This window comes from Streptomyces sp. NPDC044033 (genome assembly GCF_056434425.1).
This window is the reverse complement of record NZ_JBWKFF010000005.1, coordinates 284,336-300,587: the sequence shown is the minus strand read 5'-3', so window position 1 is coordinate 300,587 and position 16,252 is coordinate 284,336. Positions and strand designations below refer to the sequence as shown.

General features: G+C 72.1%; 14 protein-coding genes. 8 read left to right on the top strand and 6 right to left on the bottom strand.

The genetic code is table 11. The features are described from left to right. The first annotated feature begins 296 nt into the window (after positions 1-296). Complete coding sequence (locus AC07AB_RS12815) at positions 297-1,520, top strand: PTS sugar transporter subunit IIC (RefSeq protein WP_478564511.1); 1,224 nt, start codon at positions 297-299, stop codon at positions 1,518-1,520. Between the two features lie 165 nt (positions 1,521-1,685). On the opposite strand, the gene AC07AB_RS12810 is transcribed toward AC07AB_RS12815, so the two are convergent. Then, positions 1,686-2,165, bottom strand: coding sequence for a MarR family winged helix-turn-helix transcriptional regulator (locus tag AC07AB_RS12810; RefSeq protein WP_478564509.1), 480 nt, complete (start codon positions 2,163-2,165; stop codon positions 1,686-1,688). Between the two features lie 197 nt (positions 2,166-2,362). Between AC07AB_RS12810 and AC07AB_RS12805 the strand changes: the two genes are divergently transcribed. The 4 genes from AC07AB_RS12805 to AC07AB_RS12790 all read left to right on the top strand — a co-directional run bounded on the left by AC07AB_RS12805 (position 2,363) and on the right by AC07AB_RS12790 (position 6,967). Continuing rightward, entirely contained in the window at positions 2,363-2,950 is a 588-nt protein-coding gene (locus AC07AB_RS12805; RefSeq protein WP_478564507.1) for a 2Fe-2S iron-sulfur cluster-binding protein, read from the top strand. Beyond that, the gene (locus AC07AB_RS12800; protein WP_478564505.1) at positions 2,947-3,996 is read left to right on the top strand and encodes an FAD binding domain-containing protein; all 1,050 of its coding nucleotides are present in this window, start codon (positions 2,947-2,949) and stop codon (positions 3,994-3,996) included. The genes AC07AB_RS12805 and AC07AB_RS12800 overlap by 4 nt, the downstream gene beginning before the upstream one ends. Before the next feature lie 11 nt (positions 3,997-4,007). Beyond that, a complete protein-coding gene (locus tag AC07AB_RS12795) occupies positions 4,008-6,128 on the top strand; it encodes a xanthine dehydrogenase family protein molybdopterin-binding subunit (protein ID WP_478564502.1) in 2,121 nt (706 codons plus the stop codon). A gap of 80 nt (positions 6,129-6,208) precedes the next feature. Next, positions 6,209-6,967, top strand: a complete 759-nt coding sequence (locus AC07AB_RS12790) for a VOC family protein (protein WP_478564499.1) — start codon at positions 6,209-6,211, stop codon at positions 6,965-6,967. Between the two features lie 33 nt (positions 6,968-7,000). Here the strand turns inward: AC07AB_RS12790 and AC07AB_RS12785 are convergent, their stop codons facing one another. Then, complete coding sequence (locus AC07AB_RS12785; protein WP_478564496.1) at positions 7,001-7,585, bottom strand: TetR/AcrR family transcriptional regulator; 585 nt, start codon at positions 7,583-7,585, stop codon at positions 7,001-7,003. Between the two features lie 129 nt (positions 7,586-7,714). On the opposite strand from AC07AB_RS12785, the gene AC07AB_RS12780 reads away from it, so the two are divergent. Further along, positions 7,715-8,905, top strand: a complete 1,191-nt coding sequence (locus AC07AB_RS12780; protein ID WP_478564493.1) for a cytochrome P450 — start codon at positions 7,715-7,717, stop codon at positions 8,903-8,905. 3 nt (positions 8,906-8,908) lie between these two features. Next, positions 8,909-9,124, top strand: a complete 216-nt coding sequence (locus tag AC07AB_RS12775) for a ferredoxin (RefSeq protein WP_478564491.1) — start codon at positions 8,909-8,911, stop codon at positions 9,122-9,124. 216 nt (positions 9,125-9,340) lie between these two features. Here the strand turns inward: AC07AB_RS12775 and AC07AB_RS12770 are convergent, their stop codons facing one another. The 3 genes from AC07AB_RS12770 to AC07AB_RS12760 form a co-directional block, all read right to left on the bottom strand. Beyond that, a complete protein-coding gene (locus tag AC07AB_RS12770; protein ID WP_478564488.1) occupies positions 9,341-9,841 on the bottom strand; it encodes a GNAT family N-acetyltransferase in 501 nt (166 codons plus the stop codon). A 42-nt stretch (positions 9,842-9,883) separates the two neighbouring features. Then, the gene (locus AC07AB_RS12765) at positions 9,884-10,948 is read right to left on the bottom strand and encodes a bile acid:sodium symporter family protein (RefSeq protein ID WP_478564485.1); all 1,065 of its coding nucleotides are present in this window, start codon (positions 10,946-10,948) and stop codon (positions 9,884-9,886) included. 221 nt (positions 10,949-11,169) lie between these two features. Continuing rightward, the gene (locus tag AC07AB_RS12760; protein WP_478564482.1) at positions 11,170-12,027 is read right to left on the bottom strand and encodes an isocitrate lyase/PEP mutase family protein; all 858 of its coding nucleotides are present in this window, start codon (positions 12,025-12,027) and stop codon (positions 11,170-11,172) included. A 727-nt stretch (positions 12,028-12,754) separates the two neighbouring features. Between AC07AB_RS12760 and AC07AB_RS12755 the strand changes: the two genes are divergently transcribed. Next, the gene (locus AC07AB_RS12755) at positions 12,755-14,965 is read left to right on the top strand and encodes an MGH1-like glycoside hydrolase domain-containing protein (protein ID WP_478564480.1); all 2,211 of its coding nucleotides are present in this window, start codon (positions 12,755-12,757) and stop codon (positions 14,963-14,965) included. 58 nt (positions 14,966-15,023) lie between these two features. Here the strand turns inward: AC07AB_RS12755 and AC07AB_RS12750 are convergent, their stop codons facing one another. Further along, on the bottom strand, positions 15,024-16,250 hold the full coding sequence (locus AC07AB_RS12750; protein WP_478564477.1) for an acyl-CoA dehydrogenase family protein: 1,227 nt from the start codon (positions 16,248-16,250) through the stop codon (positions 15,024-15,026). Between the last annotated feature and the right edge of the window lie 2 nt (positions 16,251-16,252).

Genomic DNA, 16,252 nt, shown 5'->3' with positions numbered 1-16,252 from the left:
ATACCTTCCGGTCACAGCGGAATACGCACCGGCATCGAGAGGCGTTCAATCCCCGCCCGAAAAATTCTCCGCCCCGCTCCGTGAGCCCCTCCATGGCCCCCGGATGCCCCCTCCGCGCCCAGGAGGCCCCGGAGCGTCCCGGCACGGCAGGCCCTCCGGCGCAGCTCGGGGCGGGCGAGCCCGCCGCGATGTGTATACAACATATGGGATACCCTCGCTCGACATAAGCCAAGGCTTACCTAAGTAGGCCGCTGGGTGGTCAGAGTCCAGAGTCGTCAGAGACAGCCGGAGCCCGCATGTCCCCTTCTCGCACCGTCACCGCACCGGCTCGCACGCCCCGGCTCCCGCGCCGCGTCCTCGACCTCGTGGGCGGCGTCTTCATCCCCCTCATCCCCGCGCTCACCGGCTGCGGGCTGCTCGCCGGGCTCACCGGGCTGCTCGCCAACCTCGTCCACACCGGCCATCTGCTGTGGGCGGCCGGAGCCGTCACCGTTCTGCTGCCCCTGAGCAACGGCTTCACCGCCGTGCTCTCGGTGTTCGTCGGCTACAGCGCGGCCCGTGCCCTCGGCGGGACGCCCGTACTCGGCGGTGCCACCGCGGCGGTCATGCTGCATCCGAAGGTCGCGGCCATCCACTACACCCTCCCCCTCATCGGCCACGTCTCCCCCAGCCACAACGAAGGCGGCCCGCTCACCGCGCTCGCCATCGGGCTGGTCACCGCCTGGCTCGAACGCCGGCTCCGGCGCGTCGTGCCGTCCAGCGTGGACGAGCTGTTCACGCCCCTGCTCACCGTCCTGACCGCCGGTCTCGCCACCGTCCTCGTCCTCATGCCGCTGGGCGGAGCGGTCGCGACGGCGACCGGCGACCTCGCCTCATGGGCGCTCGGCGTCAACGGGGCCGTCGGCGGCGCGATCCTCGGCGGGGTCTTCATACCCGGCCTGCACCAGGCGCTGATCGGCGTCACCAGCACCCTTATCCAGCAGCACGGCTCCTCCGCCCTACTGCCCATCATGGACATGGCCGGCGCCGGACAAGTCGGCGCCGCCCTCGCCGTGTACCTGCGGGCCCGGCCCGGCAACGCCCTGCGCAACGCCATCCGCGCCACCGCTCCGGCAGCGCTCCTCGGCGTCGGCGAGCCCATGTACTACACGGTCACCCTGCCCCTCGGCCGCGTCTATGTGATGGGCTGCCTCGGCGGCGCCGCGGGCGGCGCGTTCCTCGGCGCCTTCAACCAGCTGGGCTACACCGTCGGCGCGGTCGCCCAGGGCAAGGCGGGCTGGTCGCTGCTGCCGCTGCTGACCGGCAACCACGGCACCGCCGCCGCCATGGCCCTGTACGCCGCCGGCCTGGTCCTGGGCACGATGGTCGGTCTCGCCGCGGCACTCGCGGCCCTCCGCGGCGACCGCGCCACCGCCCTCCTCGAACGGACTCCGCCACTGCGGGCCGCGGCCGAGGACGTACGCATCCCCGTCCACCGGGCGCCCACCGCGGGCGTGAGCCTCGTCAAGGAAGGCGTCTGACGCTCGTACCGGCTCCAGCCGCCGGCTCCCCTCCCGATCAGTGCTACAGGAATCAGCGGAGGAGGAAGGGGAGAAGACGGTCGAGGAGTGCGTCGGGGCGCTCCTCAGGGACGTAGGGGACGTAATGGCCGCAGTCGGGAAGGACGACGCTGTCCAGGGTGTCGGTCACGCGTCCCGGGTCAGACCCTCCCAGTGGTCGGCCAGCTCCGTCAGCTCCCCCAGCAACGCCGTACGCTCGCCCGGCCCGTACCGCTCCAGCAACCGCTCGTCCAGCAGCCGCGCCCGCCGATCCGCCTCCGCCAGCGCCCCCTGACCCGACTCCGTCAGAAACAGCAGCTTGCGACGCCCGTCATCCGGAGCCGTACGCCGCACCAGCAACCCACGACCCTCCAACCGCCGCGCCACATCCGCCATCGTCGACGTATCCAACGCCACCGCCGACGCCATCGACGACTGATCCTCACCCGGCGCCGCCCCCACCGCCGTCAACACCGCGAACTGCGGCCCCGTCAACACCGGATCGACCAACCGCACCCACGCCGCCACATACGCCTGGTACAACCGCCGCACCTGATACCCAGGAGCAGCCGACAGGGCGGTGGGCGGCGTGTCCGCTCCCGCGTCAGAAGGTGTCATCTCAGCCATGACCACACCTAAACACGGCCCGCGGCGAGTCCCTCGGCCGGTCCGGGCGTCGGGGACGGCGGGCTGCCGCGCGGGGCTCCTCACAGCGGCTCCCCGACCGCCCCTGCGCCGAACGGGTAGAGAGTCCGGCGGGTGGGTTTCGCCTGTTCCACCGCAGGGGAACCGACCACGGGGCCGAGGGGGGATTCCAGTGAAAGGTGTGGCACGTGGTACCGCGCACCGCGCAACATCCCCCGGCCGTCTCCGCGGTCACCCTCCATGTCAACGGCGCCTCGCACCGGTTGACCCTGGACAACCGCACGACCGTGCTCGACGCACTGCGCGAGCACCTCGCCCTGACCGGCTCGAAGAAGGGCTGCGACCACGGGCAGTGCGGCGCCTGCACGGTGCTCCTCGACGGCCGGCGCACCAACGGGTGCCTGAAGCTGGCGGTCTCCTGCGACGGCGCGGAGATCACCACGGTGGAGGGCCTGGCCGACGGGGAGAACCCGCATCCGGTGCAGCGGGCGTTCCTCGAACGCGACGGATTCCAGTGCGGCTACTGCACACCGGGCCAGATCTGCTCCGCCATCGGCGTCCTGGCCGAGGCGGCGGACGGACATCCCTCGCATGTGACACCCGTGCCGTCCGAACCGGCCGCCCCGCCCGGCCCCGGTGGCGCGGACGCCCCCCGGGCCCCGGTGCCGCTCACGCCCGAGGAGATCCGCGAGCGGATGAGCGGCAACCTGTGCCGCTGCGGCGCGTACGCCAATATCATCGCCGCCGTCGAGGATGTGGCCGGGTGAAGTCCTTCGCCTACACGCGCGCGGGCGACGTCGACGCCGCCATCGCCGCCGTCGCCGCCGACCCCGCGGGCAGCTACCTCGGGGGCGGTACGAACCTGGTCGATCTGATGAAGCTCGGGGTGGCGGCTCCGGGGCTGCTCGTCGACATCTCCGGGCTGCCGCTGACCGACGTGTCCGAGACCCCGGACGGGGGTCTGTCGGTCGGCGCGAACGTCCGCAACAGCGACCTCGCCGCGCACCCCCTCGTCCGGGCCCGGTACCCCGTGCTGTCGCAGGCCCTGCTGGCCGGCGCGTCGGGCCAGCTCCGCAACGCGGCGACCACCGGCGGCAATCTGCTCCAGCGCACGCGCTGCCTCTACTTCCAGGACGTCGGCAAGCCGTGCAACAAGCGCGAGCCCGGCAGCGGCTGCCCCGCGCGGGAGGGGGTGCACCGGCATCTGGCGGTGCTCGGCCATTCCGCGCACTGCGTCGCCACGCACCCCTCCGACATGGCCGTCGCCCTCGCCGCCCTGGACGCCGCCGTCCGGCTGCGCGGGCCCGACGGCGAACGGACCGTGCCCGTGGCGGACTTCCACCGGCTGCCCGGCGACCGGCCCGAGCGGGACAGCGTCATCGCCCATGGCGAACTGATCACCGCCGTGGAGCTCCCCGCCCCGCCGCCGGGCCGGTCCGCCTACCGCAAGGCCCGCGACCGCGCCTCGTACGCCTTCGCTCTCGTCTCCGTCGCCGCCGCCCTCGACGTGCGGGGCGGTACGGTCCGTGCCGCGCGCCTCGCCTTCGGCGGCCTGGCGCACAAGCCCTGGCGCGCCCGCGCGGCCGAGGAGGCGCTGCTGGGCGCGCCGGCCACGGAGGAGTCCTTCGGCCGCGCGGCCGACGCCGAGCTCTCGGCGGCGGAGCCGTTGCGGGACAACGCCTTCAAGGTGGAGCTCGCCCGGAATCTGACGGTCCGTGTGCTGGCCGGGCTGGCGGAGCTGACCGGGCCCCCCGGTCCCGCTGCCGAAGCGGCGCCCGATTCCCGGCCCCCCGGCCCGTACATCGGCAGTTGAGGAGCGTTCGCATGCCTCGTACGCACAGCGCAGGTCCGGCTCTCGGCGCGCCGATCGGCCGCTTGGAGGGCCTGGAGAAGGTCACCGGCACCGCCCGGTACGCGGCCGAGCACACCCCGGCGGGCACCGCGTACGCCTGGCCGGTGCCCGCCACTGTGCCCTGCGGCAGAGTGACCGCGGTGCACGTGGAGGAGGCGCTGTCCGAGCCCGGAGCCCTCGCCGTCCTCACCCATGAGAACGCGCCGCGCCTCGGCGAATGCGACGACCCGATCCTGTGGGTCCTCCAGGACGGGGAGGTACCGCACCGCGGCTGGTACGTGGCCCTCGCCGTCGCCCGGACCCCGGAGGCGGCGCGCGCCATGGCCGCCGCCGTCCGCGTCGACTACGAGACGCGGGCCCACGATGTCGTGCTCACCGCCGGCCATCCGGGGCTGTACGCGTGCGAGGAGGCCAACGCCGGGGCCGAGGGGACCCGGGTGCGGGGCGACTTCGACACCTCGTACAAGGCCGCGCCGGTGTGCGTCGACGCCACATACACACTGTCCGGCCTGCACAACCACCCCATGGAGCCGCACGCCGCCACGGCCGAGTGGGACGGCTCCAGGCTGACCGTGCACGACTCCAGCCAGGGCGCGACGACCGTGCAGCGCACGCTGGCCGCGCTCTTCGGGGTGGCCGAGGAGCGGATCACGGTCGTCTCGGAGCACGTCGGGGGCGGATTCGGCGCCAAGGGCACGCCGCGGCCCCAGGTCGTACTGGCCGTGATGGCGGCGCTGCACACCGGGCACCCGGTCAAGCTGGCGCTGCCCCGCGCGCAGTTGGCGGCCGTCGTCGGGCATCGCGCGCCGACGATCCAGCGGGTGCGGCTCGGGGCGGGCGAGGACGGGGTGATCACGGCGCTGGCACAGGAGGTCGTCACCCAGACCTCCACCATCAAGGAGTTCGTCGAGCAGGCCGCGGTCCCGGCCCGCATCATGTACACCTCACCGAACAGCCGCACCACGCACCACGTCTCGGCGCTGGACGTGCCGAGCCCGTCGTGGATGCGGGCGCCGGGTGAGGCGTCGGGCATGTACGCGCTGGAGTCGGCCATGGACGAGCTCGCCGAGCGGGCCGGGCTGGACCCGGTGGAACTGCGGGCCCGCAATGAGACTGCCGTGGAGCCGGACACCGGAAAGCCGTTCAGCAGCCGCCATCTCGTCGGCGCTCTGCACGACGGCGCGCGGCGGTTCGGCTGGTACGGGCGTGATCCCCGCCCCCGGTCCCGGCGCGAGGGGCGGCTGCTCATCGGCAGCGGTGTCGCGTCGTCCACGTACCCGGTGCTGATGATGGCCTCGCGGGCCGAGGCCAGGACCGAGCCGGGGGGCCTCTTCCGGGTCCGCGTCAACGCCACGGACATCGGTACAGGCGCCCGTACCGTGCTGGCGCAGGTCGCGGCCGACGCGCTCGACGTGCCCTTGGACCGGGTGGGCATCGACATCGGCAGCAGTGCGCTGCCCGCCGCGCCGCTCGCCGGGGGCTCCTCCGGCACCGCGTCCTGGGGCTGGGCGGTGGACAAGGCGTGCCGCGCGCTGCGGGCGCGGCTCGACGAGCACGGGGGCGAGGTTCCGGCGGCGGGGCTCTCCGCCGTGGCGGACACGGCGGCGGAGATGGAGAAGGAGGCGGCCTCCCCGTACGCGAAGCACTCTTTCGGGGCACAGTTCGCCGAGGTGCAGGTCGATGTCGACAGCGGTGAGACGCGGGTGCGCCGGCTGCTGGGCGTCTTCGCCGCCGGGCGGATCCTCAACTCCCGTACGGCGCGCAGCCAGTTCATCGGTGCGATGACGATGGGGCTGGGCATGGCGCTGCTGGAGGGGAGCACGATGGACCCGGTCTTCGGTGACTTCGCGGAGCGCGATCTGGCTTCGTACCATGTGCCCGCCTGCGCGGACCTGCCGGAGATCGAGGCGCACTGGCTCGATGAGGACGACGGGCGGCTGAACCCCATGGGCAGCAAGGGGATCGGCGAGATCGGCATCGTGGGGACGGCGGCGGCCATCGGCAACGCGGTGTATCACGCGACGGGCGTCCGGTTCCGCGAGCTGCCGCTGCATCCGGACAGAATTCTCGCCGGTCTCGGCCGCTTCACCTGAGGTCGTGGGGGCGGCAGGCATAGACTGAATGCGCACTTTGGGCGGAAAGATATGAGGTATCCGGTGTGACGGCTGGGTGTATGACAGGCGCCCCGTGCTGGGTCAGCCTGATGGCGCGGAGTCTCGACGGGGCGGCGGACTTCTACGGTCCGCTGCTCGGGTGGCGGTTTGTGACGGGGCCAGAGCCATGGGGCCGTTATCTGCGGGCCTTCTCCGGGGACACGGAGGTCGCGGGCGTGGGCGAGGTCGCCCGCGACTGGGAGTACCCGGTGACGTGGACGACGTATTTCGGCACGGAGAACGCGAATGAGACCGCCGCCTCGATCCGCGAGCGCGGCGGGACCGTGGCGGTGGGCCCCCTGGAGTTCGAGGCGGGCCGCATCGCGCTGGTCGCCGACCCGGCCGGGGCCGCGTTCGGCATCTGGGAGGCGACCGGCAGCGCGGGCAGCGGTCTGCGGTCGGGGGTCTCCTCGGTCTGGACGGAGCTGCGCACGCGGGACGCCTTCGACGCGGCGATCTTCTACGGCAACGTCTTCGGCTGGGACGACCGGGACCCGGCCCGCTACGAGGTGCGGTGGGAGCACGACCATGTGGTGCTGCACGTCGACGGGCGCAGCGTCGCGGCCCTGCACGGCGGCGGCACCGAGGCGGCGGTGGACCCTCGCATCCGGCCCCGGTGGCATGTCTTCTTCCCGGTGGCGGACGTCAACGAGGCGGTGCGCGAGGCCGAGAAGCTGGGCGGCGAGCTCATGGACGAGCCGCGGGACTCCATGCACGGCCGGGTGGCCGGGCTGCGCGATCCGGACGGCGCCCTGTTCTCCGTGCTCAGCGAATCCTGAACATGCTCACGCTGACCGATAATTGACTGCCCGTCAGGGGGCGCTGTCGTCGGGCAGCTTCTCCAGGAGCGTACGGGCCGCGTGGAGCATCAGGCGGCAGATGTCCTCGGGATCGGCGTCCGCGATAGGCTCCTTGCCGATCACGGTGCGGGTGAGCCCGATGCCGAGGAGCCAGGCGAGGATCAGGTCGGAACGCAGCTCGGCGTCGGCGGCGTCGGTGAGGGTGGACAGGACGCTCGTGTACTCCCGGCCGAGGAGGCGGCGCGTCTCGCTGCGCGCCTCGCCGGTGCCGGTGGAGCGCAGATACACCTCCAGCGTCCGGTCGCGGTGGCCCTCGCCGGGGTCGAGGAGGCCGCGCAGGGCGACTTCCAGCAGCCGTTCGGGCGGTGTGTCGCGCACCTGCTGCCACCCCTGCCGGGCCACCACCTCGCTGAACAGCGCCTTCTTGGAGCCGAAGTAGCGGAAGAGCAGGGCCTGGTTGAAGCCCGCGCGGGCGGCGATGTCGCGCACCGTGGTGCGTTCGTAGCCCCGCTCGGTGAACAGCGCGGTCGCCGCGTCGATGAGGGCTCGCCTGGTCGCCTCGGCGTCCCGCCTGCGCTCCGGCCGGTCTTCGGTCATCCCGCGAGCCTCCCCCGAAATGGCCGTCAGCATAGCCCGGAATACCACCTGACGGACCGTTGACCACCCGCGCCGTCGGTCCTACCTTATGTAAGCAGACGCTTACAACGGAAGACGGAAGGGGCACAGGTGACCGCCACCGACATCGAACCCGCGGCTTACCCGTTCAACGAAGCGACCGCGCTGACGCTCTCGGATCTCTACGAGGACGCGCGCAGCCGGGAAGGGCTGCTGCGGGTCCGCTTGCCATACGGCGATCCCGCATGGCTGGCGACCCGCTACGCCGACGCCCGGCTCGTACTCGGCGACCGCCGGTTCAGCCGCGCCGAGGCCGCACACCACGACGAGCCCCGGCAGTCCGAGGCCCAGACCAACTCCGGCATCCTCAGCATGGACCCGCCCGACCACACCCGGCTCCGCAGGCTCTCGGCCAAGGCGTTCACGGTGCACCAGGTCGAGAAATTGCGGCCGGACATACGCGCGCTCGCGGAGGGCCTGATCGACGGCATGATCGAGGCCGGGCCGCCCGCCGACCTCGTCGAGGACTACGCGCTGCCGATCCCCGTCGGCGTCATCTGCCGCATGCTCGGGGTGCCCACCGAGGACCGCCCGCGCTTCCGGGTCTGGAGCGACAACGCGTTGTCCACCAGCTCCCTGACCGCCGAGGAGTTCCACGCCAGCCGGGAGGAACTGCGCGAGTACATGCGGGGCTTGATCGAGCAGCACCGCGCCCACCCCGCCGACGATCTGATGACCTCCCTGATCGAGGCGCGCGACGTGGGCGACCGGCTCTCCGAGCTGGAGCTGGTCGACCTCTGCGTCGGCATCCTGGTGGCCGGGCACGAGACCACCGCCTCCCAGATCCCCAACTTCGTCTACACCCTGCTCGGCCACCCCGAGCAGCTCGCCCTGCTGCGCGAGGACCCGGACCTCATCCCGGCCGCCGTCGAGGAGCTGCTGCGCTTCGTGCCGCTGGGCATCGGCGCCAGCCAGGCCCGGTACGCCACCGAGGACGTCGAGGTGGGCGGCACGCTGGTACGCGCCGGGGAGCCCGTGGTGGTGGCCGTCGGCGCGGCCAACCGCGACGCCCTGCGCTTCACCGAGGCCGGCAGGCTCGACGTGCGGCGGGAGAGCGGCGGTCATCTCGGGTTCGGCCACGGCGCGCACCACTGCCTGGGCGCGCCGCTGGCCCGGCTCGAACTCCAGGAGGCGCTGCGGGCCCTGGTCCTGCGGATGCCCGAGCTGCACATCACGGGGGACATCGTGTGGAAGACGGAAATGCTCGTGCGCGGGCCGCGCTCGATGCCGGTGGGGTGGTGAGCGATGACATGGCACATCGACGTGGACCGGAGTGTGTGCATCGGTTCGGGCATCTGCGCGGGGACGGCTCCTGAGCTGTTCCGGCTGGACGCCGAGCGCGCCCGCGCGGTCCAAGAGGAGATAGACCCGCAGGAGAGCGCGCTGGACGTGGCGGATTCCTGCCCGGCGATGGCGATCACCATCACGGAGGGTTCGGAGGTCATCGGGCCCCGCGAGTAGCCGCCGCGCCCGACGGGGCGGCCCGCTACCGGCTCGCGCCGGGCGCGGACCGCCCCGTGGGCTCCGCCGCCGTACGGACCGGGGCCGGCGCCACGGTCCCGATCCGCCTCAGAGCCTGTGTCGCCTCCCTGGTCGGACGCGTGACGTCTGGCACGCACGCTCGCGGCGTTGCCGAAACGCCACGGCCCGGTCCGGCCAGGGAGATGACACAGGCCCTCAGCCCGGCTCGCGCGTCTCCCGTTCCTCGGCGTAGCGCCGGAAGCCGCGGCGCTCGTAGTTGCGCAGCGCGTGCGGGTGGTCGCGGGTCGAGGTGTGCAGCCAGACCCGGCGCACCGCCGGCGCGTCCAGTGGCGGCTGGTCCCACGCCTGCCGGACCGCGAGCGTCAGGGCGTGCCCGCCGTACCCCCGCCCGACGTACTCGGGCCGCAGGCCGAACGTATCGATCTCCACGCTGCCGCCGGATTCCGCGCGCACGCTCAGTACGCCCGCCGCCTCGCCGTCCACGCGTATCAGCCAGTGCCGCATCCGCTCGTCGTGGCGCCGGCTCAGCCACCCGCCGGACCACTGGTGCGGCGCGCCCACCGCGGCCTGCGTCGCGGCCAGGGTCTCGGAGCCGGCCGGCGTCTCTTCCAGTACGACACCCTCGGCGGGCCGCCCGGGGCGCAGTTGGGCGTGCTCGGTCATCTCCAGATAGGTGACCACATGCTCTGTCCTCATGCCCTCATGCTGCCAGCCGTCCCGATGGCACGGCACCGGCTCTCAGGCGCCTGGCGCCACGTCCGTACGGGCGGCGTCCCTCGGCACCGCTCGCGGCGCCGCCGGATCGGCGGTGCGGCGCGCGAGGCGGCGGGCCAGGGCCGTGCAGACCATCAGCTGAAGCGTGTGGTAGAGCATCAACGGCAGTATCACCAGGCCGACTTGGTCGCCCGCGAAGAGCACGGTGGCGATCGGCAGGCCGCTGGCGAGGCTCTTGGTCGAGGCGCAGAAGACCGCGGTCACCTGGTCCTCCCGGCCGAAGCCCAAGAGCCGCGACCCCTTCGCGGCGACCGTCAGCACCAGCGCCAGCAGCGCCCCGCACAGGACGAGGAGGACGAGCAGCCGCCCCACCGAGGTCCGCTGCCAGATGCCGGCCGTCATCCCCTTGCTGAACGCGGCATACACGACGAGCAGGATCGACCCGCGGTCGCACACCAGCGTCAGCATGCGGTGCCGGGTGACCAGGTCCACGAGGAGCGGGCGTGCCAGCTGTCCGGCCAGGAAGGGCAGCAGCAGCTGCATCACGATGTCGGTGACCTGCCCCAGGGAGAAGGGGACGGTGCCGCTCGCGCCGCCGCGCAGCAGCAGCGCGGCGAGCAGGGGGGTGAGGACGACGCCGAGCAGCGTGGAGAAGGACGCCGAGCAGATCGCGGCGGCCACGTTGCCGCGCGCCATCGAGGTGAGGGCGACGGAGGACTGCACCGTCGAGGGCAGCAGGCACAGGAAGAGGATGCCGGTGGCCTGCTCCGCGTTGAGTACGGAGTCGGGGAGCTGCCCGAGCGCGAGGCCCAGCAGCGGGAAGAGCGCGAAGGTGCACAGCAGGATGGGCAGATGCAGCCGCCAGTGGCTCAGCCCGCCCAGCGCCGCCTGCGGCGAGAGCCGGACGCCGTAGAGGAAGAACAGCAGTCCCACGGCGACCTTGGTGGCGACGCCGAGGGCCTCGGCGGGTGTGCCGTCGGCGGGCAGCAGTGCGGCCAGTCCGACCGTGGCGAGCAGGGCCACGATGTACCAGTCGACACGGCCGCGCGCCAGAGCGCGCAGCCTGCGGGATAGGAGCGACAGCGGCATCCGGGTCTCCCTCTTCCTTCCTGATGGGCCATAGGGGGAACGGTCGGGGTGGCAGGGGGCACGGCGCGGCCGGCCGTGGCGGTACGGCCGGGAGCGCGGCGGTCGGCGCGTACGCCGGACGGGTCGCCCGCGTACGGGCGGGAGTGCGGGGAGGCCCCGGTCGGGCTGACCGGGGCCTCCCCGTTTCGCGATGGGCGCGGGCTTCGCGGGCCCGCGCCGGATCAGATCGCGGCGCCGGCCGGTGCGTGGTTCCGGCTGATGTTCCGCTCCAGCAGAGCCAGCGACTCGGCGACCCCCACGCTCTCGGCGGTGAACTGCGGCAGCCGCCCCTCGGCCTTCTTCAGCTCCGCCAGCGCCTGGTCGATGGCGGTCTGGGCCGCGAACAGGCACGGCGTGCTGTAGATCGCCACGTCGACGCCGAGCTCGCTCAGCTCGGGCAGCGAGAGCCGCGGCGACTTGCCGCCCGCGATCTGGTTGAACAGCAGCGGCTTGTCGCCGATGACCTCGCGGACCTTGCGGATCCAGTCGACGCTGCGCACCCCGTCGACGAGGATCACATCCGCGTCCGTGGCGGCCAGCGCCTCGGCCCGGCGCAGGATCTCGCCCTCTTCCGTGGCATCGGTGCGGGCGACGACGACCAGGTCGCGGCGCGCGGCCAGGACCATGTCGAGCTTCTCCAGATACGCCTCCAGCGGGAGTACCTGCTTGCCGTCGACGTGGCCGCAGCGCCGGGGCCGCTGCTGGTCCTCAAGAATCACCCCGGACGCGCCGATCGCCTCCAGGTGCTGGACGACGTGGCAGGCCGTCTCCGGGTCGACGTAACCGTCGTCGATGTCGACGAGCAGGTGTTGTCGGGGGAATGCGAGCCGCAGCCGCTGGACGAACGCGACGATGTCGGGCCACGCGATGAATCCGATGTCCGGCAGTCCGTAATGGGATGCGGCGAAACCGAATCCGGAGACGAACATGCCGTCGTAGTGCTGGGCCGCCACGGAGGCGGAGAACATATCGAAAACGCCGATCAGGGGCGTGGTCTCGTCTTGGGAGATAGCGTCACGGAGCCGATTGGGATATTCCATGGAAAACCTCCAGCGGTTGGTCGCGTCGATGTGTTCCACCGGCTGCGGCCCGCCGAGCACAGGCGGCCGGTCATGAGGGGTGACGCACGGGTCCCGCACGGGCCGCTGACGACCCCTCACCCACAGTTAAACCAAGGAATGGTCATGCGACAACCTGACTATCGTAAAGTCGCCTGATGAGAGGCGTCTTTGCGCCGATCTTCAGCGCGCAGAGAAAGACCTCCCCCCTGCCGCCCGGCGGACAAAGGCGACACACTCCCGGTACGCCCAGCTCAGCGACGCGCGGAGACCGAGGCTTGTTCGGGGCTTGTTCGCGAAAGATCCTCTTGACGGCGCATAGTCGAAGCGTGGCATCTCCACGCAACTGCACGAAATGGCCTCACGGAATGTTGAAGGGGAAACAGCCGCATACGCACATCTGACGAGAGGTGCAATACCCGGTAAACGGCGACCGTACGGACTCGGCCGCGACCATCGGCGCCATAGGGCGCCGCTCGGCGCCCGGCGGCCGGAATCACCGACCGCCGCCCGAAGGGCGATCGGGCCGATGACGCTCCAGGCGGCAGGCGGCCCGCGCGATCGACACAGACGATGCGAACCGGTCCGGAATACGCCTTTATGTCACTGGAGTGAACCAGGAGACCGACGAGAGTCAAGGGCTTAAAGTGACGCACCCCCCGGAGTTAGGGTCTCCCCTGCCAGACCCCCTCGTCACGTGAGGTTTCCCATGTCGGATCTGTCCCGCAGGCGGTTCGCCGCGTCGTCGCTCGTACCGCTGGGGGCCACGCTGCTGCCGGCCGCACCGGCGCTCGCGTCGGAGAACCAGCAGACGACGCAGTCGCAGTCCGCATCCGGCGGAACACCGCTCACCACAGATTTCCGGCACGGCCTCCACGACCTGCTCGACCTCCACGGACTGCCCACCACCGCCAAGCCGCCGGGCGACAATCCGCTCAACGTCTTCGCGGACCTGGGCGCATGGCACGCGTACGGCCTCCCCTCCCCCTCGGACCGCGACGGCCTCGGCGGATTCAGCGGACCGCTGTACCTGGCGGAGGAGTACCCCTGGTACCTCAGCCGGTCGTTCTCCCGGTTCGCCCTCCTCGACACCCGGTCGCACCGGGCCGTCGAACCGTCCGAGGACCACTCCCCCACGGTGCAGTCCGCGCCCGGACTCCTGCTCCAGTCGTTCCACGCGGACGGGCTGCGGATCACCCTGACGCTGCGTTACGCCAGTAACCGCACCGCGCTCGTCGAAGCGACGGTCCACAACAGCGGCAGACGGGCCCGCACGCTGCGGGCCTCCTGGTCGGGGACGCTGCTGCGCCACACCGAGGAGCCGGTCCGCAGCGCGCCCCGGCTCCGGGCGACCCGTACGGGCGTGGCGGTCGGCTTCGCCCGGGTCCGCTCCTATACGGACTACCTCACCACCGCCGCCGCCCGGTTCGAGGTGGTGCACACCGGGGCGGTGCACACCACGGTCCACGGCGACGGCTACCGCACCGTCGCGCGCGAGCCGGTGACCGTACGGCCGGGCGGGACGGCGGCGTTCGTCTGGAGCGAGTCCTACACCTTCACCGAAGCCGAGCGCCGTAAGGACCATCCGGCTGTGCGGGAGGCGCTCGCACACCCCGGCCGGGTCGCCGCCCGCGGGGACGAGCGCTGGCGGGAGTACCTGTCCCGCGCGCTGCACGACGTGGACGCGGGCCGCCGCCGCACGGCGGCCAAGGCGGTACAGACCCTGGTGACCAACTGGCGCAGCCCGGCCGGCGCGCTGCGCTCGGACGGCATCACGCCATCGATCACCAACAAGGATTTCGCGGGCGGCTTCTGGGCGTGGGACTCGTGGAAGGAGGCCGCCTCGACGGCGCTGTTCGCGCCCCGGCTGGCCGCCTCCGCCATCGAGGCGATGTTCGACTACCAGATCACCGCGGCCTCCGAGGACCGCCCGCAGGACGCCGGGATGGTCCCGGACGCGGTGTTCTACAACAAGGCCGGTACCGGCGGCCAGAACTGGAACGAGCGCAACTCCAAGCCGCCGCTGGCCGCCTGGGCGGTCTGGCAGGTGTACGAGCGCGGCGGGGACCGGGAGTTCCTGCGCCGGATGTACCCGAAGCTGACGGCGTATCACGCGTGGTGGTACCGCGACCGGGACCACGACCACAACGGCCTGGCGGAGTACGGGGCCACGGTCGATCCGGCCAACGACAGCACCAAGGAGCGGAGGCTGGCCGCGGCCTGGGAGAGCGGGATGGACAACGCGCCCCGCTTCGACGGCGCGGACGTGGTCGCCAACACCGACCGCGGGGGACGTACGGTCGGCTACTCGCTGGCGCAGGAGTCCGTGGACCTCAACTCCTACCTGTACGCGGAGAAGCGCTACCTGGCCCGCGCGGCGGGCGTCCTGGGGCGGCACGCGGAGTCGGCGGACTGGCACCGGCAGGCGGACGGGCTGCGGCACCGGATCCAGGTGCGCATGTACGACCCGGCCGACGGCTTCTTCCACGATTGCGGTACGGACGGCCGCGGGCCGCTCACCTCGGCGGGCAAGGGCATCGAGGGCGCCATCCCGCTGTGGGCGGGCGTCGCGACGGGCCGGCAGGCGGCGTCGGTCCGGGCGGCGCTCGTCGACCCGGCGCAGTTCGCCACCCACATGCCGCTGCCGACGGTGGCGCGCGACAACCCGGAGTTCGACCCGACCGGGTACTGGCGCGGGCTGGTCTGGCTGGACCAGGCGTACTTCGCGATCCTCGGCCTGCGCGAGTACGGCTACCACCATGACGCGGAGACCACCAAGGAACATCTCCTGCGCCACGCCCGGGGCCTGCTGGGGAACGGGCCGATCCACGAGAACTACCAGCCGCTCACCGGCGCGGGGCGCAACTCCTCGAACTTCTCGTGGTCCGCGGCGGCCGTCCTGGAACTGCTGCGGCGGTGACAACGGCGCGGGCCCCGGCCGAAAACGGCCGGGGCCCGCGCTGTTCCGCGGTACGTACTCAGCGGATCGGCATGCCCGACAGGGTACGGGCGATGACCAGGCGCTGGATCTCGCTGGTGCCCTCGAAGATCGTGTAGATGGCCGCGTCCCGGTGCATGCGCTCGACCGGGTATTCGCGGGTGAAGCCGTTCCCGCCGAGGATCTGGACGGCCTGGGCGGTGACCTTCTTGGCGGTCTCGCTGGCGAAGAGCTTCGACATGGAGCCCTCGGCGGAGGTGAAGGGCTTGCCGGTGGCGGCCATCCAGGAGGCGCGCCAGACCAGGAGGCGGGCCGCGTCGATCTGGGTCCGCATGTCGGCGATCTGGAAGGCCACGCCCTGGTTGTCGATGATGGGCCGGCCGAACTGGGAACGGGTCCGGGCGTATTCGAGGGCTTCCTCGTAGGCGGCGCGCGCGGTGCCGACCGCCATGGCGCCGACGGCCGGCCGGGACGCCTCAAAGGTGGCCATGGCGGCGTTCTTGACGCGCTCGCCGCCGGTCCTGGCGCGTTCGCGCGCGCGGGCGAGGCGCCCGTCGAGCTTTTCCTTCCCGCCGAGCAGGCAGTGGCCCGGGACGCGGACGTCCTCCAGGACGACCTCGGCGGTGTGCGAGGCGCGGATGCCGTGCTTCTTGAACTTCTGGCCCTGGGAGAGCCCGGGGGTGTCCGGCGGGACGATGAAGGAGGCGTGGCCCTTGGAGCCGAGCTCGGGATCGACCACGGCGACGACGACGTGGACATTGGCGATGCCGCCGTTGGTCGCCCACGTCTTGGTGCCGTTCAGCACCCACTCGTCCTTGGCCTGGTCGTAGACGGCGCGGGTGCGCATCGCGGCGACGTCGGAGCCGGCGTCGGGTTCGGAGGAGCAGAAGGCGGCGACCTTGACGTCGGAGGCGTCGCCGTACATCTGGGGGATCCAGGTGCCGACCTGTTCCTCGGTGCCGTTGGCGAGGACGCCGACGGCGGCGAGGCCGGTGCCGACGATGGACAGGCCGATGCCCGCGTCGCCCCAGAAGAGCTCCTCCATGGCCATGGGGATGCCGAGGCCGGTGGGGTCGAAGAACTGCTGGGCGTAGAAGTCGAGCGAGTAGATGCCGATCTTGGCCGCTTCCTGGATGACGGGCCAGGGGGTCTCCTCGCGCTCGTCCCATTCGGCCGCCGCCGGGCGCATCACATCGGCGGCGAAGCCGTGGATCCAGTCGCGCACCTCCCTCTGGTCCTCGTTCAGCTCCATGGTGAACTCGGCCATGA

Bases quoted from the DNA above. Each gene is read 5' to 3' on its own strand.
- AC07AB_RS12795 (WP_478564502.1), top strand. From the start codon at position 4,008: ATGCCTCGTACGCACAGCGCAGGTCCGGCTCTCGGCGCGCCGATCGGC.
- AC07AB_RS12750 (WP_478564477.1), bottom strand. From the start codon at position 16,250: ATGGCCGAGTTCACCATGGAGCTGAACGAGGACCAGAGGGAGGTGCGC.
- AC07AB_RS12770 (WP_478564488.1), bottom strand. From the start codon at position 9,841: ATGAGGACAGAGCATGTGGTCACCTATCTGGAGATGACCGAGCACGCC.
- AC07AB_RS12765 (WP_478564485.1), bottom strand. From the start codon at position 10,948: ATGCCGCTGTCGCTCCTATCCCGCAGGCTGCGCGCTCTGGCGCGCGGC.
- AC07AB_RS12785 (WP_478564496.1), bottom strand. From the start codon at position 7,585: ATGACCGAAGACCGGCCGGAGCGCAGGCGGGACGCCGAGGCGACCAGG.
- AC07AB_RS12760 (WP_478564482.1), bottom strand. From the start codon at position 12,027: ATGGAATATCCCAATCGGCTCCGTGACGCTATCTCCCAAGACGAGACC.
- AC07AB_RS12815 (WP_478564511.1), top strand. From the start codon at position 297: ATGTCCCCTTCTCGCACCGTCACCGCACCGGCTCGCACGCCCCGGCTC.
- AC07AB_RS12810 (WP_478564509.1), bottom strand. From the start codon at position 2,165: ATGGCTGAGATGACACCTTCTGACGCGGGAGCGGACACGCCGCCCACC.
- AC07AB_RS12790 (WP_478564499.1), top strand. From the start codon at position 6,209: ATGACAGGCGCCCCGTGCTGGGTCAGCCTGATGGCGCGGAGTCTCGAC.
- AC07AB_RS12775 (WP_478564491.1), top strand. From the start codon at position 8,909: ATGACATGGCACATCGACGTGGACCGGAGTGTGTGCATCGGTTCGGGC.
- AC07AB_RS12755 (WP_478564480.1), top strand. From the start codon at position 12,755: ATGTCGGATCTGTCCCGCAGGCGGTTCGCCGCGTCGTCGCTCGTACCG.